This is a genomic window from Providencia sp. PROV236 (genome assembly GCF_033676985.1).
GTDB classification, from domain to species: Bacteria; Pseudomonadota; Gammaproteobacteria; order Enterobacterales; family Enterobacteriaceae; genus Providencia; species Providencia manganoxydans.
The window spans coordinates 1,528,883-1,553,702 of the sequence record NZ_CP096297.1 but is presented as its reverse complement, the minus strand read 5'-3'; the positions used below and the strand labels follow the sequence as shown (position 1 = coordinate 1,553,702).

The 24,820-nt window shown below is 40.0% G+C and carries 25 protein-coding genes; 10 read left to right on the top strand and 15 right to left on the bottom strand.

Annotated features, from left to right (window positions below):
- Positions 1-74: 74 nt before the first annotated feature.
- The 9 genes from recO to rpoE all read right to left on the bottom strand — a co-directional run bounded on the left by recO (position 75) and on the right by rpoE (position 8,530).
- Entirely contained in the window at positions 75-803 is a 729-nt protein-coding gene (recO, locus tag M1E96_RS06735) for a DNA repair protein RecO (protein ID WP_070930038.1), read from the bottom strand.
- 13 nt (positions 804-816) lie between these two features.
- Positions 817-1,725 carry a GTPase Era gene (gene era, locus M1E96_RS06730; RefSeq protein ID WP_070930037.1) on the bottom strand — a complete coding sequence of 303 codons (909 nt, stop codon included), beginning with the start codon at positions 1,723-1,725 and terminating at the stop codon, positions 817-819.
- A complete protein-coding gene (rnc, locus tag M1E96_RS06725; protein ID WP_070930089.1) occupies positions 1,722-2,402 on the bottom strand; it encodes a ribonuclease III in 681 nt (226 codons plus the stop codon). Before rnc ends, era begins: the two co-directional genes overlap by 4 nt.
- Positions 2,403-2,786: 384 nt before the next feature.
- A complete protein-coding gene (lepB, locus tag M1E96_RS06720; RefSeq protein WP_272581207.1) occupies positions 2,787-3,758 on the bottom strand; it encodes a signal peptidase I in 972 nt (323 codons plus the stop codon).
- 17 nt (positions 3,759-3,775) lie between these two features.
- Positions 3,776-5,572 carry a translation elongation factor 4 gene (gene lepA / locus M1E96_RS06715; RefSeq protein WP_070930088.1) on the bottom strand — a complete coding sequence of 599 codons (1,797 nt, stop codon included), beginning with the start codon at positions 5,570-5,572 and terminating at the stop codon, positions 3,776-3,778.
- Between the two features lie 230 nt (positions 5,573-5,802).
- On the bottom strand, positions 5,803-6,267 hold the full coding sequence (gene rseC / locus M1E96_RS06710; RefSeq protein WP_070930035.1) for a SoxR-reducing system protein RseC: 465 nt from the start codon (positions 6,265-6,267) through the stop codon (positions 5,803-5,805).
- A gap of 9 nt (positions 6,268-6,276) precedes the next feature.
- Positions 6,277-7,221, bottom strand: coding sequence for a sigma-E factor regulatory protein RseB (gene rseB / locus M1E96_RS06705; RefSeq protein ID WP_070930034.1), 945 nt, complete (start codon positions 7,219-7,221; stop codon positions 6,277-6,279).
- Entirely contained in the window at positions 7,221-7,844 is a 624-nt protein-coding gene (rseA, locus tag M1E96_RS06700; protein WP_070930033.1) for an anti-sigma-E factor RseA, read from the bottom strand. Before rseA ends, rseB begins: the two co-directional genes overlap by 1 nt.
- 107 nt (positions 7,845-7,951) lie before the next feature.
- Positions 7,952-8,530 carry an RNA polymerase sigma factor RpoE gene (rpoE, locus tag M1E96_RS06695; RefSeq protein WP_070930032.1) on the bottom strand — a complete coding sequence of 193 codons (579 nt, stop codon included), beginning with the start codon at positions 8,528-8,530 and terminating at the stop codon, positions 7,952-7,954.
- Positions 8,531-9,000: 470 nt separating this feature from the next.
- On the opposite strand from rpoE, the gene nadB reads away from it, so the two are divergent.
- Entirely contained in the window at positions 9,001-10,602 is a 1,602-nt protein-coding gene (gene nadB, locus M1E96_RS06690; RefSeq protein WP_319066183.1) for an L-aspartate oxidase, read from the top strand.
- 29 nt (positions 10,603-10,631) lie between these two features.
- On the opposite strand, the gene M1E96_RS06685 is transcribed toward nadB, so the two are convergent.
- Positions 10,632-11,369 (bottom strand): tRNA1(Val) (adenine(37)-N6)-methyltransferase, encoded by a 738-nt coding sequence (locus tag M1E96_RS06685; protein WP_272581210.1) that lies wholly within the window; start codon positions 11,367-11,369, stop codon positions 10,632-10,634.
- Between the two features lie 155 nt (positions 11,370-11,524).
- On the opposite strand from M1E96_RS06685, the gene M1E96_RS06680 reads away from it, so the two are divergent.
- The 4 genes from M1E96_RS06680 (at position 11,525) to srmB (ending at position 16,134) form a co-directional block, all read left to right on the top strand.
- Complete coding sequence (locus M1E96_RS06680; protein ID WP_272581211.1) at positions 11,525-12,256, top strand: IclR family transcriptional regulator; 732 nt, start codon at positions 11,525-11,527, stop codon at positions 12,254-12,256.
- Between the two features lie 2 nt (positions 12,257-12,258).
- Complete coding sequence (gene hutG, locus M1E96_RS06675; RefSeq protein ID WP_070930028.1) at positions 12,259-13,176, top strand: formimidoylglutamase; 918 nt, start codon at positions 12,259-12,261, stop codon at positions 13,174-13,176.
- A gap of 133 nt (positions 13,177-13,309) precedes the next feature.
- Positions 13,310-14,521, top strand: coding sequence for a sodium/glutamate symporter (gene gltS, locus M1E96_RS06670; RefSeq protein ID WP_140180265.1), 1,212 nt, complete (start codon positions 13,310-13,312; stop codon positions 14,519-14,521).
- Between the two features lie 272 nt (positions 14,522-14,793).
- Positions 14,794-16,134, top strand: coding sequence for an ATP-dependent RNA helicase SrmB (srmB, locus tag M1E96_RS06665; RefSeq protein ID WP_272581212.1), 1,341 nt, complete (start codon positions 14,794-14,796; stop codon positions 16,132-16,134).
- Positions 16,135-16,160: 26 nt separating this feature from the next.
- Here srmB and M1E96_RS06660 read toward each other — a convergent pair whose 3' ends face one another.
- Entirely contained in the window at positions 16,161-17,615 is a 1,455-nt protein-coding gene (locus tag M1E96_RS06660; RefSeq protein ID WP_272581213.1) for an ankyrin repeat domain-containing protein, read from the bottom strand.
- Between the two features lie 160 nt (positions 17,616-17,775).
- Positions 17,776-18,159 (bottom strand): autonomous glycyl radical cofactor GrcA, encoded by a 384-nt coding sequence (gene grcA, locus M1E96_RS06655; RefSeq protein WP_070930026.1) that lies wholly within the window; start codon positions 18,157-18,159, stop codon positions 17,776-17,778.
- 444 nt (positions 18,160-18,603) lie between these two features.
- Between grcA and ung the strand changes: the two genes are divergently transcribed.
- Positions 18,604-19,284, top strand: a complete 681-nt coding sequence (gene ung, locus M1E96_RS06650; RefSeq protein ID WP_070930025.1) for a uracil-DNA glycosylase — start codon at positions 18,604-18,606, stop codon at positions 19,282-19,284.
- A 49-nt stretch (positions 19,285-19,333) separates the two neighbouring features.
- Here the strand turns inward: ung and grpE are convergent, their stop codons facing one another.
- Positions 19,334-19,918: a nucleotide exchange factor GrpE gene (grpE, locus tag M1E96_RS06645; RefSeq protein ID WP_140180259.1), complete on the bottom strand. Its 585-nt coding sequence runs from the start codon at positions 19,916-19,918 to the stop codon at positions 19,334-19,336.
- A gap of 101 nt (positions 19,919-20,019) precedes the next feature.
- Between grpE and nadK the strand changes: the two genes are divergently transcribed.
- The 3 genes from nadK (at position 20,020) to bamE (ending at position 23,252) form a co-directional block, all read left to right on the top strand.
- The gene (gene nadK, locus M1E96_RS06640) at positions 20,020-20,919 is read left to right on the top strand and encodes an NAD(+) kinase (RefSeq protein ID WP_070930087.1); all 900 of its coding nucleotides are present in this window, start codon (positions 20,020-20,022) and stop codon (positions 20,917-20,919) included.
- An 85-nt stretch (positions 20,920-21,004) separates the two neighbouring features.
- Positions 21,005-22,666 (top strand): DNA repair protein RecN, encoded by a 1,662-nt coding sequence (gene recN, locus M1E96_RS06635; protein ID WP_349485264.1) that lies wholly within the window; start codon positions 21,005-21,007, stop codon positions 22,664-22,666.
- A gap of 112 nt (positions 22,667-22,778) precedes the next feature.
- Positions 22,779-23,252, top strand: a complete 474-nt coding sequence (gene bamE / locus M1E96_RS06630) for an outer membrane protein assembly factor BamE (RefSeq protein WP_272581215.1) — start codon at positions 22,779-22,781, stop codon at positions 23,250-23,252.
- Between the two features lie 191 nt (positions 23,253-23,443).
- Here bamE and M1E96_RS06625 read toward each other — a convergent pair whose 3' ends face one another.
- Positions 23,444-23,737: an RnfH family protein gene (locus tag M1E96_RS06625; RefSeq protein WP_349485263.1), complete on the bottom strand. Its 294-nt coding sequence runs from the start codon at positions 23,735-23,737 to the stop codon at positions 23,444-23,446.
- The gene (locus M1E96_RS06620) at positions 23,730-24,164 is read right to left on the bottom strand and encodes a type II toxin-antitoxin system RatA family toxin (RefSeq protein WP_217495512.1); all 435 of its coding nucleotides are present in this window, start codon (positions 24,162-24,164) and stop codon (positions 23,730-23,732) included. Before M1E96_RS06620 ends, M1E96_RS06625 begins: the two co-directional genes overlap by 8 nt.
- Positions 24,165-24,318: 154 nt before the next feature.
- Between M1E96_RS06620 and smpB the strand changes: the two genes are divergently transcribed.
- The gene (gene smpB, locus M1E96_RS06615; protein WP_070930020.1) at positions 24,319-24,801 is read left to right on the top strand and encodes an SsrA-binding protein SmpB; all 483 of its coding nucleotides are present in this window, start codon (positions 24,319-24,321) and stop codon (positions 24,799-24,801) included.
- Positions 24,802-24,820 lie beyond the last annotated feature (19 nt).

Sequence of the window (24,820 nt, the reverse complement as noted above, 5' to 3'; positions counted from 1 at the left end):
GGAAGCGGCTCGAAGAATACAATGAGACCAAACAATATCGCTCGCAATGAACGATATGTTACGCCAAACTCAACTTATGATTTGGTGGCATTAGAATTGGTAGGTATGGCAAATTGCCTAAAGAGCTCTCTACTTTTCAGTGGTTTCCCACCTAAATACGGTTTTAAAGCCATACGAGTAAATCGCTTAGCAGCTTTCAGAGTATCACTATCAGGAAATTCTCTCGCAGCTAATGCTTTAAGCTGTTTACCTGTAAAACTCAATTGGTCAATAATGAGGCTACCAATAAAACCTTTTTCTTCGCGATAGCGATAAGTCATGGTATCCGACACAGGCTCACCGCTTCCCGCACAATGCAGAAAGTCAACACCATAACCAAGGTAGGATAACAATGCTAATTCAAACTGTCTTAGTGCGAACTCAGGGGTTTTTTCACTTGCAGCAAGCACTTGTATACATGAAAGGTAATCAAAAAATAAGGCTGAATAAGGTGTACCAAACTCAATAACCCGTGTTACTAGCTCATTGAGGTATAGGCCACTATAAAGTACTGTACCGCTTAATGGGAGTGATAATGAGATTGGATCCGCATTGATCAGTGTTTTGATTTCTCCTTTGCCACCCCAACGGATCAGCAAAGGAGTAAAGGGTTGTAAACAACCCCGAAGTGGTGAACGATTTCGGCGAGCCCCTTTGGCGAGTAGACGGATCTTGCCTTCGCCTTCAGTGAAAAAATCAATTAATAAGCTCGTTTCACTGAAGGGTCTAGAATGGAGTACAAACGCTCGTTGCCAACCACTCACAGTGATCTACCTATTATTTTAGATCATCAACATAGCCTAAGCTGCGCAATGCACGTTCATCATCAGCCCAGCCAGCTTTTACTTTAACCCACAGTTCAAGGTGAACTTTGGTATCAAACAGTCTTTCCATATCGATACGTGCTTCAGTACCGATGGTTTTCAATTTGCTACCTTTATTCCCTATGACCATTTTCTTTTGGCCTTCACGTTCAACTAAAATTAGGCCATTAATGTGAAAACCTCCCTTTTCCATTACTTTAAATTGTTCAATTTCAACAGTAACGGAATAAGGAAGTTCATCACCTAAGAAGCGCATCAATTTTTCACGAATGATTTCAGATGCCATAAAGCGCTGTGAACGATCAGTGATATAATCTTCAGGGAAGTGATGATCAGCTTCAGGAATATGTTGTTTTACAATCTTGGCGATTGTATCAACCCCTTTACCTTTTTCAGCACTAATCGGCACAACATCAAGGAAATTCATTTTTTGGCTAACAAAACCAATATGCGGAAGCAAAACCGTTTTGTCAGTTACATTATCGATTTTATTAATCGCTAATATGACTGGGCACCGAAGGCTTTTCAACTTATTGAGAACCATTTCATCATCATCAGTCCAATTCGTGCCTTCAACCACAAAAATAACTAATTCAACATCACCAATAGAACTGGATGCAGCACGATTCATCAAACGGTTTATTGCTCGTTTTTCTTCAATATGCAAACCTGGAGTATCCACATAGATGATTTGATATTCATCTTCAGTATGGATCCCCATTATGCGATGGCGGGTTGTCTGAGGCTTTCTCGATGTAATCGAAACTTTTTGCCCCAATAGCTGGTTTAGCAGTGTTGACTTACCCACATTTGGTCGCCCAACAATAGCTACAAAGCCACAGTGGGGATGTTTTTCACTCATTCAATCTCCAAAATTTTCAATGCTTGTTCGGCAGCAGCTTGCTCAGCTTTACGACGGCTTGAACCAATTCCATTAATTGGCTGCTCAATGCCACTAACTTGGCAATGGATCGTAAATTCCTGATCATGTGCCTCACCTTTTACTTGTACAACAACATAATTAGGTAATGGCAAATGACGCCCTTGCAAATATTCTTGTAATCTCGTTTTCGGGTCTTTTTGTTTGTCACCCGGGCTAATTTCATTCAGCCTAGTTTGATACCAATCCAAAATAATTCTTTCAATTGTTTGGATATCACTATCGAGAAAGATACCGCCGATAAGTGCCTCCACTGTATCCGCTAGTATTGATTCACGGCGAAAACCGCCACTTTTTAGCTCACCAGGCCCTAAACGTAAACACTCGCCTAGTTCAAACTCACGAGCAATTTCTGCTAGCGTATTTCCACGCACTAGCGTTGCTCTCATTCGGCTCATATCACCTTCATCCACTTTAGGAAAGCGGTGATATAAATCATTTGCTATCACAAAACTTAAAATAGAATCACCAAGGAATTCTAAACGCTCATTATGCTTACTGCTCGCACTACGGTGCGTGAGCGCCTGAATCAAAAGATCATGTTGATTAAACTTATAACCAAGTTTTCGTTGTAATTGCTCAAGTAAAGAGGGGTTCATCGCGCCTAGCCATTTCTCTGATTGACAAAAAAGCACACGCAACAGACCTGTAAAAAACAAAACTGTTGCGTTTGCACTGGCTTCTAATACTTTTCCCATTGTTTAATACACAACGTGAATAAAACGATAGGGATTAATTAAAAAGCCAATAAATATTAATTAAATTATATTGTACACTGAGAAAAACAATAATGCTTCGGTTTATGTGGGTTTTGATAATAAAACCCAAATCTACCTGTTCTACCTGTCATATTTCAAGTTGCTAGGGGCTAGCTATACTCAGCTAGGCAGGTCACATAGTTTATCTATGCTTACCGCCTAGCTTCGTTTGTCGCTTACTATACAACTCGAATTATTTAGAGTATCAACTCGTTATACTTCAAGTTATGATCCGATTGGTCCAATACGGCTAAAACGAATACCTGTCGGCCATTCATTCTCTTGCTTATCTAAACTTAGCCAGATAAATACAGCACGTCCAACAAGGTTCTCTTCAGGAACAAAGCCCCACATACGGCTATCAGAACTATTATCCCTATTATCACCCATCATAAAATAATGCTTTTCAGGCACAATCCATTCATTTGAAGGCATGTTAGGTTGAACATAACGCGATTCTGTAATTGCTTGACGAATAATCAAAATTTGATGCTCAACAGTATCCAATTTCTCAGTTCTTTGATATTGACGTAACGCATTACCGGGAACAGGCTGGTCAACAGGGATCTGGTAATTACCTTTTTGGCTTTCAACAACAGAATCCACATTAAAGAACATTGTCCATTCACTTGGTGCTAAAGGACCATAAGTGATGGGTAATTGTTGGGTACAGTTGTTATCTGCGCAATTTGGATAAATCGTCAATTCTTTCGCATCTGGGTTATAAACGATTTTATCACCCGGTAAACCTATCACTCGTTTTACAAAATCCACGCTTGGATCTTTAGGATATTTAAAGACAGCAATATCACCACGTGATGGTTTACCTGTTTTAATTAGCGTAGTTTGCGTAATGGGATCTTTCAGACCATACGCAAACTTCTCAACCAACATAAAATCCCCAACTAATAATGTTGGCATCATTGAGCCTGATGGAATTTGAAATGGCTCATAAATAAATGAACGCACCACCAAAACAATCGCTAAAACAGGAAAAATAGAAGATCCAGTTTCAACCCATGATGGACGGCGTACCACTTTTTCCATTTCATCTTGGGTCAATGAGCCTTGGCTCGCTTCCTGTATTTGTTGCAGCTTTTTCTTCCGCGCAGGCGAAAACTTAAGGCGATCTAAACACCAGATAATCCCAGTAACCAATGTGGCTAATGTTAGGATCAAGGCAAAGGTGTTAGCCATTGAGACTCCTTGTATTATTAGTTGTCTTTACCGACATGCAAAATAGCTAAGAACGCTTCTTGAGGTAGTTCAACATTACCTACCTGTTTCATACGCTTCTTACCGTCCTTTTGCTTCTGTAACAGTTTTTTCTTACGGCTAACATCACCGCCATAACACTTAGCAAGTACGTTTTTACGTAGCTGCTTAACTGTCGATCGAGCAATAATATGGTTACCGATAGCCGCTTGAATAGCAATATCAAACTGCTGACGTGGGATCAGCTCTTTCATCTTCTCAACCAATTCACGACCACGATACTGCGAATTCGCGCGGTGCGTTATCAGCGCTAGCGCATCCACACGCTCACCATTGATCATCACATCGACACGTACCATGTCGGAAGCTTGGAAGCGTTTAAATGCATAATCTAATGATGCATAGCCACGCGAGGTCGATTTCAAACGGTCAAAGAAATCTAAAACAACTTCAGACATTGGAATATCATAAGTCAATGAGACTTGATTACCATGATAGACCATATTCGTCTGAACACCGCGTTTTTCTACACAAAGTGTAATTACGTTGCCTAAATATTCTTTAGGCATCAACATATGACACTCTGCTATAGGCTCTCGTAACTCTTCAATATTGTTTAGAGGCGGTAATTTAGCAGGGCTATCGACATAAACGACTTCACCATTAGTTTGTTCTACTTCATAAACAACCGTTGGTGCCGTAGTAATCAGGTCTAAATTATATTCACGCTCTAAACGTTCTTGGATAATCTCCATGTGGAGTAAGCCAAGGAAGCCACAACGGAAACCAAAGCCAAGCGCACTCGAGGTTTCTGGCTCATAAAATAATGAAGCATCATTGAGGCTTAATTTACCTAATGCATCACGGAAGGCTTCATAATCATCAGAACTCACAGGGAATAAACCTGCATAGACCTGTGGTTTAACCTTTTTGAACCCGGGAAGTGCTTTATCAGCAGGATTACGAGCACCAGTTAATGTATCCCCTACTGGCGCACCAGTGATGTCTTTAATTGCACAGACTAGCCAGCCCACTTCACCACAACTTAAAGAATCACGGTCAATTTGTTTTGGTGTAAAGATACCAAGACGGTCAGCATTATATACCTGCCCAGTACTCATCACCTTAACTTTATCGCCTTTACGCAACACGCCGTTTTTAATTCGGATTAAGGAGACAACGCCCAAATAATTATCAAACCATGAGTCAATAATTAGTGCTTGTAGTGGCGCATCAACATCACCTTGCGGTGCAGGGATTGTTTGCACTAAACGCTCAATAACATCTTGTACACCAATACCTGTTTTTGCAGAACAACGTACTGCATCATGAGCATCAATACCCACAATATCTTCAATTTCTTCGGCAACACGCTCAGGATCAGCGGCTGGTAAGTCAATTTTGTTCAGAACAGGAACGACTTCTAGATCCATTTCGATGGCGGTATAACAGTTTGCAAGCGTTTGAGCTTCCACGCCTTGCCCCGCATCAACAACCAACAAAGCCCCTTCACACGCCGCTAAGGAACGAGAAACTTCATAAGAGAAGTCAACGTGGCCGGGGGTATCAATAAAGTTTAATTGATAGGTCTCACCATCAGAGGCTTTATAATCTAGCGTTACACTTTGCGCTTTGATTGTAATCCCACGTTCACGCTCTAAATCCATAGAGTCAAGAACCTGAGCTGCCATTTCCCTATCCGTTAATCCACCACAGATCTGAATAATACGATCAGACAGTGTTGATTTACCATGGTCGATGTGAGCAATGATAGAAAAGTTTCTTATGTTATTGATTTTCAAGGTAATATCTTCTTTTAAATTGCCTACAAAATCAGCCCTGCATAAATACTTGCCGCAGAACTAAAATGCTATGATTATCACAAGATTGCTAATTAGCAGCATTTTACATAGAAGCTCCCACTAACACAAAGGTTCAATGTAAAACAACTGTAAACTACTTAGAGCCTGTTGATGAACGATTGCGGTATAAAACAAAACCGCCTGTTATCACAGGCGGTACTGACTTAGCAATCAACTTGAACGGAAAGCTCCCCAGGAGGAAGTCCTATCTGTAAGATAACTGGCTGAAATGCTGACTCGTCACGCCAGTAAGAGGCAATTTTACGCGCTAAAAAAAAGCCTAAAAAACCACCAGCAATGCCAGAGGTAGCAACCCATACTTGTTCAAAACCTGCAAGTTGTACTAATACAGCCACTAAAAATAGGCCAATTAGAGGAGTTAGATAAACCAACATCGCAGAACGCAGTAAACTCCCTTCAGGAATGCCTACCTCAACCTTTTGACCAACAACTAAAGGTTGTTCAATTTCAACTTCTAACTGATGTTCTGTATTCGGTCCTATTTTACTTAGTGCATAAGAGCCACAAGCTCCACGAGCACTACAGCTACCACATCCAGAAGAAGCGCCATAACGCAATAACGCTCTTCCTTGATGCCAACGAATCACTGTTGCCCATTCTTTTATCATCATTTACTCCTAGAAACGAATGCTTGCAGCAACTTGCTGTGCCGTAGCTAACGGCAGCTCACCTATTATGGTAATCACATTTTGTTTCTGAGTCATGGTATAAATTGTGCGGCGACCATTTTGGATTGGTTGATCTAAAGGTAGCCCTTGCTCAGCCTTAGTAATATTAACTGAGAATGTAAATAATCCATCGCTAAATAATGCGCTTTCAACTTCATCATTCTCTGCCAGTTTACGCTCTGAACGTGACACCTCTTCAAAACCTGGCGGTAAAAAACCAACTCGCCATTTAAATGACGGACTACTATTTTTCGGGGAGACTAATAGTGGCGGCAGATTAATTTTACTTAGATTGGCCAGTGAATCATTAACCGTTTTACTGTCTAAAACAGTCGATATCACTCGGAACTGCTCTATGGTTTGACTATTATTGTCTAAAAGATCAACGCGTAGCGGTAATTTAGTTTCTTCATCAATCAATAAAACATAATTAAAGCGTGAATTATCTTTAGAGATAATTCGGATCACTAACGATGGCTTATCACCGATATGGGTTCTCCCCGCATCAATGAAATTATAATACGGCTTGATTTTATCGTAGTCAGCGAACAGCACTGACGGTAAGTTATCAACAATATGATTACCATTTAAACTAAATGCATCAAAACCTGGCTCAAAATAGCTGATTTGTTGCCCTTTTTGCACAATCTCACGTCGAGATGAATCCATTTGGATCATCTGAGAGATGGGAACATTATTAATAATCCCATGTCGATAACGCACTGGGATAATGCTTCTGGGGCTAAAAGACATGAACGACATTTCATAGGAAAGATTTTGGGCAGCACTTCCCATCTCTTTGAAGAGAACTTCAGCATCTGGTTGAGATGCCGAAGCTTGATTATAAATAATCAGGCTGCCCGTCAGGCAGATGACGGATAACCACTTATTCATTATTGCAGTTTAACTCCTGCGGGTACTACAGCTTTGTCACTTTCATGATATTGTTGATTCAACATTGAACGTCTTTCGATTTCATACTGCTGAAGCATTGCATTAACACGTTGATTTTGCTGTTCAACTTGTTGCATTTGCTGTTCATTACCAAACAGCTGACCATCAGAGAAGTTTAAGCTAACGGGAGCACCAGCACCGGCTGGGATCGTATTAAATACCGGTTCATCAATCACAGAATCGGATGAATTGCTTTGATTATATTGCTGTACCCCAACAATTACCGCCAGTGATACACAAGCAGCGACGCCAATCTGTGTAATTTGACTTGCCCATGGGCGTACTTTTTGCCAGAACGGCATTCCGCTCCACGTTGTTGGTTCAGGTTGCGATTCCATAACTACCTGAGGATTAATACGCACAACTTCATTCTCTAATGCTGCGGCAACTTTACCTGCTATGTCAAAATTCATGACGTCAGGGGTATCATTACGCAGAGTATCACGAATAAGATGATAGCTCTCCCAACGTTTTTGTAACGTTGAATCACATGTAATGGCGTTTACTAATTCTATATCAAGAACTTCGCCATCCATCATTGCGGAAAGTTTCTCTCTTTGCATGCCCGAATACCTTCAGTTAATTGCATCACAATTACAGTTTAATGCCCTGATTATGTTTATCTGCACTATCATACGTTGTGATCAAAAATCAATCACATGACCAATTGTTAGTGCCGTTGGATCAGTGGCTGTACTTTATTATCGATAGCTTCTCGAGCTCTAAAGATCCGCGAACGTACAGTACCCACAGGGCAATCCATAATTTCAGCGATCTCTTCATAACTTAAACCATCGAGCTCCCTGAGTGTTATTGCCATTCTTAAATCTTCAGGTAACGACTCTATGGTTCGAAAAACTACCCTTTTCAGTTCTTCAGACAACATTAAGTTCTCTGGGTTCGAAATTTCTTTTAATGCACTAGCGGTTTCGAAGTTTTCTGCATCGCTGGCCTCCAGATCTGACGCTGGTGGGCGGCGATCTTGAGCAACTAAATAATTTTTAGCTGTATTGACAGCAATACGATACAACCATGTATAAAATGCACTATCACCACGAAACGACCCAATCGCACGATAAGCTTTGATGAAAGACTCCTGAGCAACATCAGGCACATCAGCTTGAGGTACGTAACGGGAAACTAAACTTGCAACTTTGTGCTGATATTTAATCACCAACAAGTTGAAAGCTTTTTGGTCCCCCTTTTGGACTTTTTCGACCAACATCTGGTCTGTCAGTTGCTCGCTCATTCCTGGGAAAATCTCCCGAACTCAGGCTGTAAATTTGTTAAATTGATCATCACTCCCTTCCTAAAGCAAGCATAACTTTGAGTAATAAAAATAGATGAAGTTCAATTTAATGCATAAAATTAGTAAAAAACTTACAATAAAAGTCGTTTCTCACTGATAAAGGATCCTTGCGATCCGCAGAAAATCACTTTAAAACCATTTAGGTAGCATACCGCTTTATCAATATATACTCAAAATAATTCGAGGTGCAGCTAAGCAACAAGTCACCGAGTCATTGGGCACATAGATAGCTATATGGCAGCGCGAGTATATGCGACCAACACCACTGCAACTTGAAGTATGGCGTGTATAAACGCCAAGCTCAACCCACCGTAATCAATAACATTAAAGACGCTTTCACAAATAGCATTGACAAGTGCGATAGGCTAACATGAAAACTCCAATTAATACTACACAGCATACAACCACTTATGAAAAACTCTACACAGCATTACACTGATATTCTTATTATTGGTAGCGGTGTCGCAGGGCTTTCTGCTGCATTGCGGCTCGCACCGTTTCATCAAGTGACTATTCTTAGTAAAAGTAAGCTAAATGAAGGTGCATCATACTACGCACAAGGCGGAATTGCTGCTGTTTTCGACGACAGTGACAGCGTTGAATCTCATGTTGAAGACACACTCATTGCAGGGGCTGGCATTTGTGAAAAGCAATCCGTTGAATTTATCGCCTCCAATGCAAAAGAATGCGTACAATGGCTGATTGATCAAGGTGTTCTCTTTGATACTGAAGTCACCGATTCTGGAGCAACCCAATACCACCTCACTCGTGAAGGTGGACACAGCCACCGGCGAATACTCCACCACGCAGACGCAACAGGCAAAGAAGTTGAAACAACACTGGTCAACCTTGCTTTTTCCCATCCCAATATTCATATAAAAGAACGCTATAATGCCGTCGATCTCATTCGATCGGATAAGGTTGGTTTGTCAGGTGATACGCGTATCGTTGGTGCTTATGTGTGGAATCGACAAAAAGAACAAGTTGAAACGATCCGCGCTAAGATCATCGTGTTGGCTACTGGTGGCGCAGCAAAAGTTTACCAATATACCACTAACCCTGATATATCTTCTGGTGATGGGATAGCAATGGCATGGCGCATTGGCTGTAGCGTAGCCAACCTTGAATTCAACCAATTTCACCCGACATGCCTATTCCATCCACAAGCACGCAATTTTTTACTGACAGAAGCATTACGTGGTGAAGGCGCTTACTTAAAGCGTCCTGATGGTAGCCGTTTTATGCCTGACTATGACCAACGCGGTGAACTTGCCCCACGTGATATTGTCGCTAGAGCGATAGATCATGAAATGAAGCGCTTAGGTGCAGATTGCATGTATCTTGATATTAGCCACAAACCCGCTGACTTTATTCAAAATCATTTCCCAACTATTTACGAAAAATTACTGACATTAGGGTTAGATCTGACTAAAGAACCGATTCCTATCGTGCCCGCCGCTCACTATACCTGTGGTGGTGTTCAAGTTGATCAAAATGGCATGACAGATATTCATAATCTTTATGCAATCGGGGAAGTCAGTTATACCGGTTTACATGGTGCGAACCGCATGGCATCCAATTCATTATTAGAGTGCCTTGTTTATGGTTGGTCCGCATCCGAACATATCAAAAAAGTGATCTCGCAAGTTGCAGATATTACAACCTTGCCAGAATGGGACGATAGCTTAGTTCATAATTCAGATGAGCAAGTGATCATTCAACATAACTGGCATGAATTACGATTATTTATGTGGGATTACATGGGGATCGTCAGGACGACTAAACGGCTGGAAAGGGCTTTACGGCGGATCCATATGTTACAACAAGAAATTCATGAATATTATGCAAACTTCCGTATTTCAAATAACTTACTGGAATTAAGAAACCTTGTTCAAGTCGCTGAATTGATGGTTCGCTGTGCTCTAGAACGTAAAGAAAGTAGAGGGTTACACTATACACTAGACTACCCTGAACAACTTGAGCACTCAGGCCCCACTATTCTCAAACCTTAAATCGATTAGTAGCCAGCGACTGTTGGCTACTAATATTTTAAATAAAACTCGCGGATCAATTGCTGAAAATCTTCGGTATAAACCTGACTATCAACCTCCTTCAATGCCAATGTTGACACATTAGGCTCTACAAAGGTCAACTTCAGGCCTAGTAGCATGCGATGAAACGCCGTGGTTGATTTATCTTGGATATTGATTCGATACGCGGTGAACCACCCTTCCTTATTTGCCATTATTTCAACTTTTTCACCGACTTCATAAGGTAAAACAAGGCATAACACCCCATCAGCGACTAAGCATTGCTTAGCACAATCAAGTAATGTTTCATGAGTCAGTGTCGCAGTATAACGGGCCTGATCACGTTGCTCTGTACTACAAGACACTGATGGCTCAAAATAAGGAGGATTACTGACAATAAGATCATATTGTTGTGGGTTAATCGCACTAAATTCAACAATATCTTGCGCAAAAACGCGCAACCGCCCAGCCCATTTTGATTCAGTGAAGTTCTCTTGCGCTTGTTCTGCCGCTGCATTATCTAATTCAACAGCATCAATCAGTAATTGCGAGTTTCGTTGAGCCAACATCAAAGCAATTAACCCACTACCACAACCTATATCTAATGCTCTCTTGGCTTGTTGAACTGGTGCCCATGCTCCCAATAACACACCATCTGTTCCCACCTTCATTGCACAACGATCATGTCCAACAAAAAATTGCTTAAAGGTAAAACCACCTTTGCGATAATTTTTTTTCACGTTACTCAACCACTCTGAATCGTATATTAATTATTCAAATTCTCATTATGTGACAATTTAAAAATGAAAATATTACATTTTTTCCACAAAATAATTCTCATATTGTGAGAATATTATTTGAGCCCAAAAATATTTACTGCTAAGTTCGAAAAAAAGGGGATACCATGAACAGTATTAACCGAACATTGAATATTTTATCCTATATCACTGCAAGTACGGTTCCCGTCACTCCGCAAATGATTTCTAACGAATTAAATATTCCTGTTTCCACTGTTTATCGCTTGCTAGCCATTCTCATAAACTGGGAATTTATCACATACGCTAGGCAATATGGTACGTATACTGTTGGTGCGCAGAGTATCAAAACTCAGGAAAAATACTACCAACACAGCTTACTGATGAATTCATCCAAGATTGAATTGCAATCATTGAGTAAAAAAACCCAAGAAACGGTTGCGATTATTACCTCAAATCTATGTGAAACCATCTGTGTTGACATGATCGAAAGCTCTCAGGCACTACGTTGCTCCTTTGTGATTGGCCGCGGCAACACACTCATAAAAGGCGCTAGTGCAAAAACATTGTTGGCTTTTCGCGATGCAGACTATCAATCACTGGTATTTGAAACTCATGGCGAACAATTACAATCACCAGAGAGTATAACGCAGTTAAAGCAAGCCCTGACGCAAATTCGCCAACAAGGCTATGGTGTATCTTATGGTGAAATTGATGAAGGCGTATTAGGTGTTTCCGCCCCCATTTTTAAGGGTAATGATGTCATTGCCGTGGTTTCTGTCATGGCACCTGAATTTCGCTCTACTCATCGTGTTGATGAGTTTATTGTCGAGACCTGCAAAGCAGCGCTCAATATGACCAAACTGATTAATCTGGAGTAATTATGGCAGCACCTTTTATTTGGCAAGGCCGTACTGATGGAGATACTGAAGAGCACTTACGCATCCATCAAGTCATGAATAAAAACACCCCTGCACAGTTTGCTTTAATCGGTTTTGCCTCCGATGAAGGGGTAAGGCGTAATAAAGGACGACTAGGTGCTAAAGCAGGGCCTGATGCTATTCGTCAACAATTGGCTGGGCTCCCATTACATCAGCCTCTCGCGATCCGCGACGCAGGAACCGTCCGTTGTGATGATAACGATCTCGAAACCGCTCAGCGCAATCTTTCTGATCAATTGATCGCTATTTTATCATCAAATCAAACCCCTATCGTTTTAGGCGGTGGACATGAAGTTGCTTTTGCTAGCTTCCAAGGTTTATTTGACTTTGTTGCCCAAACAGAGCCAACTAAAACAATAGGTATCATTAATTTTGATGCTCACTTTGACCTCAGAACGGCAATGGAAGCGACTTCAGGAACACCTTTTTTACAATCGGCAAAATTATGCGAACAACATAATCGCCCATTTAATTATCTCTGTTTAGGTATTGCTGACCATGGCAACACTAAAGTGTTATTTGATACTGCGGATAAATTAGGGTGCCAATATATTCGTGATAGAGAGCTATCCCAAAGCCAACTACCAAAAGCAATTAATCAAATTCAGCAATTTATCGAACAAGTCGATTACCTTTATGTCACTGTTGATTTAGATGTTTTTTCTGCCTCAATTGCGCCTGGGGTAAGTGCTCCCGCAGCGAAAGGCATTAATACCGAAACATTTGATGAATTATTTGCCGTAATTAAAGCCAGTCAAAAAATTGCTGTCTTTGATATTGCTGAATGTAATCCAGAATTTGATATTGATAACCATACGTCAAAATTAGCAGCTTATTTAATTTACCAATTTTTATTCTAATAAACACACAACAATGCGACTGATAAAAACACCGTAAATTTGCAGTAATATATTTCAACTTTTCTTAAATGAAACTATAACAACAGATTTTAAGGAAAGTACTGGCAAAATAACGGTGCTACAGGGAAACTATATGAACTTTACATTACAATTAGACACCTTATCGACACTTTTACTAACCGTACTTTGCCTTCTTATGGGTATCCACCTTAAAAAACGCATTGAATGGTTACAACGCTTTTGTATTCCATCACCTGTTATTGGTGGTTTTCTTGTTAGCTTAATTATTTGGGGTTTAAAATCCTTTAATTTAGCTGAAATTCATTTTGACACCAGCTTACAAACTTTCCTAATGGTTGCCTTTTTTACCACTATCGGTATTGATGGCAGCTTCCGCATTTTAAAAAGTGGTGGACGTTTATTATTCATCTACCTATTTATCTGTTGGTTTATTGTTTTATTCCAAGATACTTTTGGTGCAGGCTTAGCGCATTTATTGGGGATCAACCCAGTAATCGGCGTTATGGCAGGTGGTGTATCACTCACTGGTGGTCATGGTGGTGCCGCAGCTTTCGGTCAAATGGCTGAAGGGCTTGGCGTACAGTCTGCAACCGTAGCTGCTATTGCGGCGGCGACCTTTGGCTTAATTACTGGTAGCTTATTAGGCGGACCAATTGCGTCTTATTTAATAAAAAAACATAACGTCGTTATTGAAGCTGATGAAACCATTAAAAGCCCAAAAGTGACCGAGACGATCGCTAGCAAAATTGAATCGATTGACGCTCATGCATTTTTAAAAATGCTTGCATTAGTACTGGGTATTATGGTTATTGGTCAATTCGCCTCAGCTCAATTCACTAAAGCAACGGGTTTTTCATTACCAAGTTATGTTGGAGCGATGATCATTGCTATCGTGATCCGCAATATCAACGATCAGGTTAATTTATTTAAAATTAACCAAAAATCTGTTGATTTAATTTCTGAAGTTTCTTTAGGACTCTTTTTAACGATGGCAATGATGTCGCTAAAAATTTGGGAACTAAAAGAAGTGGCTTTACCACTGTTTATTATCCTGTTTGCCCAAGTTGTGATACTTATTTTACTCGTCATATTCGTTATCTTTAAATTACTCGGTAAAAATTATGACGCAGCGGTTATGTGCTCTGGTTTAATGGGGCATGGGTTAGGTGCTACACCTAATGCAATGGCTAATATGTCTTCAGTTTGTGAACGTTATAAACAAGTTTCTATGAAAGCGTTTATGATTGTTCCATTAAGTGGTGCAGTACTGATTGACCTAGTCGGCATCCCATATCATACATGGTTAATCAACATTCTGAGTTAACTTCTCTCTACTCAAAATAATTCGAGTTGTAGGAAGACGAGCCGATAAGCATGAGTAAATAATGTGATTTGGATAGCTGAGCCTAGTTAACACTCCTACAACTTGGAATATAACGAGTACTATCGCGTGCTTTCACCTCGGAAAGCACGCTTTCTGGCAATATTACTGCCCGCTGCATACAAAAACAGGTACACTTTACCAAAAGATGCATATTTTCAGATGAACAATTTGGCTAACCTGTTTATAATCAGCGCCCCAAATAGAGGTATATCATGACTGCAACCACATTTTCTGAACTTGAACTAGATGAAAGCCTGATCAACGCGCTGGCAGATAAAGGCTATGAACGCCCAACTGCGATTCAGGCAGCCGCCATCCCTGCTGCAATGGATGGTCGTGATGTTTTAGGTTCAGCTCCCACTGGCACCGGTAAAACTGCCGCATTCTTACTGCCAGCTATCCAACATTTACTCGATTTTCCAAGAAAAAAATCAGGTCCTCCGCGGGTGCTTGTTTTAACACCAACCCGTGAATTGGCAATGCAGGTTGCAGATCAAGCAAGAGAATTATGTGCTCATAATCACCTTGATATCGCCACGATTACTGGCGGCGTTGCGTATATGAACCACGCCGAAGTTTTTAGTGAAAACCAAGATATTGTTGTCGCTACCACAGGTCGCCTACTGCAATACATAAAAGAAGAAAATTTTGACTGCCGTGCAGTAGAAATTTTGATCCTTGATGAAGCTGACCGCATGTTAGATATGGGCTTTGCCAATGATATTGAGACTATCGCAGGTGAAACTCGTTGGCGCAAACAAACCATGCTGTTTTCAGCTACCCTTGAAGGGGAAGCTATTCGTGATTTTTCTGAACGCTTGTTAGAAGATCCGATTGAAATCGATGCTGAATCATCACGTCGTGAACGTAAAAAAATACAGCAATTTTACTACCGCGCAGATACGCTAGAGCATAAAACAGCTTTACTGTGTCATCTCATAAAACAAGACGATGTGACTAAATCAATTGTTTTTGTACGTAAGCGTGAACGAATTCGTGAAGTCGTACAATGGCTGCGCGATGCAGGTATTGAGCCTTGCTATCTTGAAGGTGAGATGGTTCAAGCAAAAAGAAATGAAGCGGTACGCCGCCTTGTAAGTGGACAAGTCAAAGTTTTAGTTGCGACTGACGTAGCCTCTCGCGGCTTAGATATCGATGATGTTAGCCATGTGTTTAACTTTGATATGCCGCGCACTGCGGATGTCTATATACACCGTATCGGCCGCACAGGAAGGGCTGGTAAAAAAGGAACAGCAATCTCATTGATTGAGGCTCATGACTATCCTTTATTTGGTAAAGTCACTCGCTATATTGAAGATCCAATCAAAATGCGTGTTGTTGATTCTTTACGTCCAACCACTAAAGCACCTTCAGAAGCTATGATGAATAAACCAAAACCATCTAAGAAAGTGCTAGCAAAACGTAAAGAAAAGAAAAAAGAAGAAGAGTCTAAAAAGAAAGCAAAAGTTCGTCTTCGTGATAAAAAGAACATCGGTAAACGCCGTAAACCAGCAACCCCTTCAGCGACACCAACGACTGATAAAACAGAATAAATTAAAAAACGGGCTTAGCCCGTTTTTTATTGCATCATTAACGTCAATTTTTCACGCAATAACCTTCCCTGTGGTGATAAATAATCCGCTTTAACCATATGATTTTCCAATACATCAAGACAATCATAACCTTGATGATTTTTAATTCGCCAATCCGCCCCTTGAGCCAGTAAAAACTCAGCGACTAATAATGCATAACAGCCTAAAGCATCATGGAGTGGCGTATTACCCGTACTGTCTACCGCATTTATTTCACACCCTTCCGCTAATAAGATTGCAGTTTGCTCTAACCGCCCAGATTGCGCGGCAAGGTGTAAAAAGGTTCGTTCATTTCCTAAGTGTACTTTTTTAATATCACTCGCATATGAAGAAGCCAAAAGAACCTTCATGAATTCAGGATCCGTTGACCTCACAGAGTATCCAACCAACTTATCAAGATGAACTGGTTTATTACCAACTGAGATCAAATTGGTGAATCCAGCAATATTGCCCTGTTTAATACTGTTTTCGCAACAACCTTGCCAACAATCGGTTTGATCATCATGAAAAAATGATAATCCGTAACTAAACTGCTCTAATTGAACCTCAATATCATCGTTAACTACCCTACTGCCATTCTCCCATGGTGTAAAATGACACATCATTTTGAGAATTTTAGGCATACCATGCGCAATGAAATTCCGCGTCAATAAACGATGAGGAAGCCAATCTCGCCATGTTTTACCTTCATTGTAGTAATCTAATATGATCTTATTACCTAGTGCAGGAGGAAATGGCTTTAATGATTGAAGTAAATCCAACCAATCATATCGAACAACATAAAAACGAACGAGGCCGTCATTTGCGATTTGTTTAGCTTTTTCATAATCCATACCAATTCTTTGGATCGTATTTTTAGCAACTCCCGCTGAACTAAAAGCAATACAAGGCGTATTACTCGCAAGAGCAGCAAATGTTGCCAACCCTCCTCCTAACGAGTGGCCAACACAAATCATATTTCCCTTAGATACTTTATAAAGAATATTGGTTAAATTGACCGCTTGAAAATATTGAGGTTCATAGTAACCAAGCCCTTGTCGGATATCCGCATAAAAATCAACTAACTCATCTGAACCAGCGAAGCAAATAATATACAACTCATTAAAACGACAAATATTTGCTTCAAATCCTGTTGATGTATCACGTAATAAAATTGAATCAATACCAATTTCATGTAATTGCGTATGATTAAGTCGTTCAACACCATGCATAGTTTCCCAATCTTTGAAATAAACGCCACTCGCAATTAACCCAATAAGATAATCATAAGATTGAGATTGGCGCCCAAAAAGTTTCTCAGGCGATAAATCATCAGACCATTTTGCAGCTTTAGAACATAGAGCAAATGAATTATTCTTTTTTTGATAAATATTAATGCTTTCCCGAATTAACGATATCTCATTAGCGGATTGAATTTGAATACTACTATTAATATGAGGCATAGATTCTCCCGATGAAAATGAAGTAAGGGAGATCATTAAAGGGGAAATTTTAAGAGGAAAAAACAATGTACTTTATTAGTGAAGAATAAAAAAGCCATTAAATTCAATGGCTTTTTTAATTAGTTTTAGACTAATACTTATATTTGGAATGATACGCTGACTACAAACTTTCAGTAAAAGTACGAGTAATAACATCACGTTGCTGCTCTGGTGTCAGTGAATTAAAACGCACTGCATAACCAGAAACACGAATAGTTAACTGAGGGTATTTTTCAGGATTTTTAACTGCATCTTCTAACGTTTCACGACTTAAAACGTTAACATTCAGATGTTGGCCACCTTCAACACGTACAGTCGGCTTAACTTCTAAAGGAACTTCACGATACTCAAACGTACCAAGTTCATCTTTAGCAACGATTTGCCCTTCATTATAATCAGCTTTTGCACACACACAGCGTGCTTCATTTTTTTCTTCATCCAGTAACCAGAACGAGTTTAATAGCGCTGCATTATCAGTTTTAGTAATTTGAATACCAGTAATCATGTCGACCTCCACTTTCAGGTAGGATTAAGATCAATCCCATAATTTAACTGTCGATTATATATACTCTAAATAGTTCAAGATGCAGGTAGGCAACAAGCAAAGATAGCCAAGGAGCATAGATAACTATGTGACTCGGTTAGCTAAGCGCAGTCAACAACCCTGCATCTTGAAGTATGACGAGTAAAATTGGTCTAACCAATATCTCTACACACTATATACCAGCTAGCCACCACAGCTTCCTTGATATTTATCAATAATTTCGAGTGGCAATTAACCGTTAATAGGCCAACACCCTGTTTTAAATCAATTTTAACAAATCACTTAAATCAATATTTTTTACTAATATTAAAAAATATTTGAAACCAATTAATGAAAACGGGACTTTATCTCTTACAATCAAACCAGTAAGCTTATAGCTATAATTTGATTGTTATAGGAATTTTCATGGCAAATATCCCAACTTGGCATGACGTCATTGGCTCAGAAAAAACACAAGCCTACTTTACTGATACGCTCGCCTATGTTGCTAATGAACGTCAGAAAGGAAAAATCATTTACCCACCACAAGCAGATGTATTTAATGCATTTAGATACACCGAACTTGCCGATGTAAAAGTGGTTATCTTAGGCCAAGATCCGTACCATGGCCCTGGGCAAGCGCATGGTCTATCTTTTTCAGTTCTTCCTGGCATTAAACCACCACCATCACTGGTTAATATGTATAAAGAATTAGAAAAAGATATTCCTAACTTCCAACGTCCCGATCATGGTTATCTGCTCAGCTGGGCTCAACAAGGTGTTCTGCTACTCAATACCGTGTTAACTGTCGAACAAGGCAATGCCCACTCACATGCCCATCTAGGCTGGGAAACATTTACTGATAAAGTTATCGCCGCTATTAATGAAAATAGAGAAGGTGTCGTTTTTTTACTGTGGGGCTCACACGCTCAGAAGAAAGGCCGCATAATTGATAGCAAACGCCATCATATTTTAAAAGCCCCACACCCTTCACCACTTTCAGCACACCGTGGATTTTTAGGCTGTGGACATTTCTCACAAACCAATCAATTATTAGAGCAACAAGGGCTTACGCCTATCAATTGGCAGCCAAAAATTGACAATTAATTTTTATAGATACAAGAAACCGGGTATAACACCCGGTTTCTTCGATATATTATTTAGAAACGATAACCATTGCAGGCCGCAATAAACGACCATTTAACACATAGCCTTTTTGCATAACATCAATAACTTGATTTGGTTGATGCTCAGGTGATTCAATCATCGTCATTGCTTGGTGCACTTCAGGGTTAAATGCGACGTTCGATTCTCCAACCACTTCAATACCAAACTTACCAACAGCGCTTAGGAAAGTTTTCAGCGTTAAATCCAATCCTTCTACCATTGCTTTTGATGTTTCACTTTCATGATCAGCCGCTTCAATAGCACGCTCTAAATTATCGATAACAGGCAACAGCTCATTTGAAAATTTCTCAAGTGCAAACTTGTGCGCCTTCTCAATGTCTTGTTCTGTACGACGACGAATATTTTCAATTTCAGCATGAGCACGAAGCATTGCTTCACGCTCTACTTTTTGAGATGCTGCAAGTTGCTCTTCAAGCTCAGCAATACGCGCTGCCAACGCTTGCACTTCTGCTTGTTGATCTGCCGGCTGTGCTTCTTGCTCTAGCTCCGATTTTTGTGCTTCATTTAGCTCAGGGGCTTGCTCATCATGCATGTTTTGTTCTTTACTACTCATGAATATCTCCGCGTATTTAGCATTAATCCCATTTATTAGAGTATTATGGGGATATAAAACAGGGATTCAAGGGAAGTCATGTAATGAGAGGCCAAAAAAATATGCGTAAGGACAAAAGCTCGCAAAAGACACTTTTTCGAACTATCGGTATTGTTGGCCATCCGCGCCACCCCGAAGCTTTGGCGACCCATGAATTAATCTATAATTGGCTGTTATCCAAAAACTACCACGCGATTATTGATAAACAAGTTGCCAAAGACTTAAAACTCCATAATGCTAATACTGGGAACCTCACCGAAATCGGTCAACAGGCTGATTTAGTTATTGTTGTTGGCGGTGATGGCAATATGCTTGGGGCCGCTAGGATCTTATCTCGCTACAATAATAAGGTCATTGGCATCAACCGTGGAAACCTTGGTTTTCTCACCGATCTTGACCCCGATAACGCGCTACAACAACTTTCTCGGGTACTTGATGGCGAATACCATGAAGAGCAACGTTTTTTACTCGAAGCACAAGTCATAAAACCTAATCAAAAGGCCCGCAAAAGTAGTGCAATCAATGAGGTCGTATTACACCCCGGTAAAGTCGCTCATATGATCGAATTTGAAGTTTACATTGATGAACGTTTTGCATTCTCACAACGCTCGGATGGGTTAATTATTGCAACCCCAACAGGCTCTACTGCTTACTCTCTTTCTGCTGGTGGCCCTATTCTTACGCCTAATTTAGATGCTATCGTTTTAGTACCTATGTTCCCACATACACTTTCGTCACGCCCGCTAGTAATCAGTAGCAACAGTAGCATTCGTTTGAAATTTCTACGCACTAATATTGACTACGAAGTAAGTTGTGATAGCCAGATCATGTTACCAATACAAGATGGAGAGGAAGTCATCGTACAACGTAGTAACAAAAACCTGAATCTCATTCATCCAAAAGATTATAATTATTTCAATACGTTAAGTTCAAAATTAGGATGGGCTAAAAAAACTTTCTAATTTTTATCATCTGCCTCTTTACTGTATAAAAAAACAGGATAAACTGTATAGAAACACAGGTGTGTATTTTCACAGGAGAGCGCAGATGCTTACCCAACTTACCATTAATAATTTTGCTATCGTTCGTGATCTTGAAATTGATTTTCGTAGCGGTATGACCACTATTACAGGTGAAACTGGTGCAGGTAAATCTATCGCTATTGATGCACTAGGCCTATGCTTGGGTAACCGTGGTGACGCCAATATGGTACGCCCTGGTGCACAACGTGCAGACCTCTGTGCGCGCTTTTCTTTGATCGATGCTGATAGCGCAGCAAAATGGCTCATAGACCATGAATTAGACAATCATAATGAGTGCCTATTACGCAGAACCATTACACTTGATGGTCGCTCACGAGGTTTTATCAATGGAACCGCTGTTCCTCTTTCCCAACTACGTGAACTCGGAGCTCTGCTTATTCAAATTCATGGGCAACATGCTCATCAGCAATTACTCGATAATACGCATCAAAAATCGCTTCTTGATGCCTATGCTAATCAGCAATTTTTACTCACACAAATGAAAAAGGCTTGTCAGCAATGGCATGACTCTTGTCAGCAACTTGCCCTGTTTCAAAAACAAATGCAAGAACGCGAATCACGCCAGCAACTGCTTGAATATCATTTAAAAGAATTAAGCGAATTCTCACCTGTTCAAGGTGAATTTGAAACCATTGAGCAAGAATATAAACAACTCGCAAATTATGGTCAGTTTCTATCGCTTGGGCAAAATGCTGTACAGATCATGTCTGATAATGATGATGCCAATATTTTGAGTCTACTTAATATGGCTAAACATGAATTAGCTGAGTTAGCTTCTTTAGATAATAAATTTTCAAACTTATTAGATATGTTGGAAGAAGCATCAATCCAAGTCAGTGAAGCAAGTGATGAACTCAGACACTATTGTGATCAGTACGAGTTAGATCCTAATCGACTGTTTGAACTTGAACAGCGCATATCGAAACAAATTAATCTTGCTCGCAAGCACCATATCGTGCCAGAGGCATTGCCAGAGCTTTATCAACAGCTTCTTGATGAGCAAGAAAAAATAGCTAATCAAAATGAAGATTGTGAAGCCCTTAGTGAACAAGTTCAACGCGACCATCAACAAGCCATTCTCTGCGCACAGGAGCTTCATCAGGTGCGTATTGAATTTGCACAAGAGCTAAGCCAGCTTATAACAAGCAGCATGCATCAACTCTCTATGCCTCATGGTCGTTTCACTATTGATGTCAAATTTACACCTGAACATTTACAGCCAGATGGTGCAAGCAAAGTTGAATTTAATGTAACAACAAACCCAGGGCAACCTCACCAAGCACTCGCTAAAGTCGCCTCTGGTGGTGAGTTATCACGTATTGCACTAGCAATTCAAGTTATCACTGCGAAAAAAATGGATACTCCAGCACTGATCTTTGATGAAGTTGATGTTGGTATTAGCGGACCAACAGCCGCAATTGTGGGTCGTTTACTTCGTGAGCTTGGTGAGTCAACCCAAGTGATGTGTGTCACACACTTACCTCAAGTTGCAGGTTGTGGTCATCACCATTTTTATGTCTGCAAAGAAACCAATGGTGTTGAAACCGAAACACATATGCAATTACTTGATAAAAAAGCACGTTTACAAGAACTCGCTCGCCTGCTAGCGGGAAGTGAAGTGACTAAAAATACGTTAGCAAATGCAAAAGAATTGCTTGCAGCGTAAATTTTGACAACTTTTTTGCTCTCATATGGTCTTAGAGTCAATACGGAAGGTTTTAAATTGTATCAATGTCGATTATCATTGATGTTCTGACTCCAAAAGGAATGAGATATCCATGCGTTATAAACTGTTAACTGCTGCTGCACTATCACTCGCATTAATGTCATCGGGCTGTTCAATGATGGAACGTTTGGTCTATCACCCTGACATTAACCAAGGTAATTACCTGACAGCGAAAGATGTTGCTAAGATCCAAAAAGGAATGACTCAGCAACAGGTCGCTTATACTTTGGGCACACCAATGTTAACCGACCCGTTTGGTACTCAAACTTGGTACTATGTTTTCCGCCAAGAACTTGGTCATGATCCGGTTAAACAAGAAACATTAACTCTCACATTTGATCGTAACGGTATACTAACTGACATCAAAAATGAGAAAAATCTTTCTGCACAAGAAGCAATGGAAGCAAAAGAAGCTGAAAACACCCAGCCAGCTGTAGAAGCAGAGCCAGAAAGTCAGCCGAAAGCTGTCGAGCCTGCAACTGAGCAGCAACCAGCCACACCAAGCCAAAAATGGTTAACCAACTAAGATAACTTAGGTTATTTATTTTATAGCTTGTTAACCGTGTTGAGTAACTACCTGCTTAAAACAGGTAGTTATTGCTATTTACCTAATTCAAAGTTCTCTACTTACCAATCTTTTTTCTAACTAACCAATTTTTGAATAGCACAAATAAAAAAACCGAGAAACTCTCGGTTCAAAAATACGTAAAAAGATAATTATTTTTTATTATCTTTAGATTTTTCAGCTCGCTTACGGCGCAATTCTTTAGGATCTGCAATCAAAGGCCGATAGATTTCAACTCTATCCCCTTCTTTCAAAGTATCACTTAACTTAACCGGACGACTGAAGATACCAACCTTATTTTTTTTAAGATCGATATCGGCTCTCAATGCAAGAATACCAGAAGCAATGATTGCATCCTCAACTGTTGCACCTTCATTAATTTTTACAGGCAATAAATACTGCTTTTCAGGTAAAGCATAAGTGACTTCGACATTTAACTCAGACACTGTATATATCCTTTGCTCGGAGCGTAAATGCTTGAACCATATTATTGGCAAGTTCTTTGAAGATTTTTCCAAATGCAAGTTCAATGAGCTTGTTAGTAAATTCAAAATCAAGATGAAACTCAATTTTACAAGCATCTGCACTTAAAGGGATAAAGCGCCAACCACCAGTTAACTTACTAAAAGGCCCTTCAACTAGCTGCATATGAATACGCGCATTATCCTCTAGTACATTTTTAGTGACAAAGGTCTTACTAATACCTGCTTTTGAAACCTCAACCGATGCAGTCATTTCATCATCACTATGACTAATCACACGACTACCGACACACCCAGGTAAAAAACTGGGATATGCAATAACATCATTAACGAGCTTATACATTTGTTCTGCACTAAATGGTACTAACGCAGAGCGACTAATCTGTGGCATATCGATTCCTATCCCCAAAAACTGCCCATATATTACCACTATTGATTGGTTAAACAAAAAACAAAACAGATTGAGCACAATAAATGCACAATCGGCATATTTTTAAACGTTGAGAGATTTATTTCACTACAGCTTACAGTATAATGACCAAACTATGACAAAGAAAAAAGCTTATAAACCCGGTTCGGCAACAATTGCCATGAACAAACGTGCTCGCCACGAATATTCTATCGAAGAAGAGTTCGAGGCTGGCCTCTCCTTACAGGGTTGGGAAGTAAAATCACTACGTGCTGGTAAAGCAAACATTGGTGATAGCTATGTCTTACTTAGAGACGGTGAAGCATACTTATTCGGTGCCAACTTTACTCCGTTAAACGTTGCATCGTCTCATGTTGTCTGTGATCCGACTCGTAGCAGAAAGCTGTTACTAAACCAACGGGAGCTTGACACCCTTTATGGTCGAGTAAACCGTGAAGGCTACACGGTCATTGCATTATCCTTATACTGGAAAAATGCGTGGTGCAAAGTCAAAATTGGCGTTGCAAAAGGTAAAAAAGCGCACGATAAACGCTCAGATATAAAAGATCGCGAGTGGCAATTAGATAAAGCACGTATAATGAAACATTCTAATCGCTAAGTTCTAGCTTTTTAGAGTA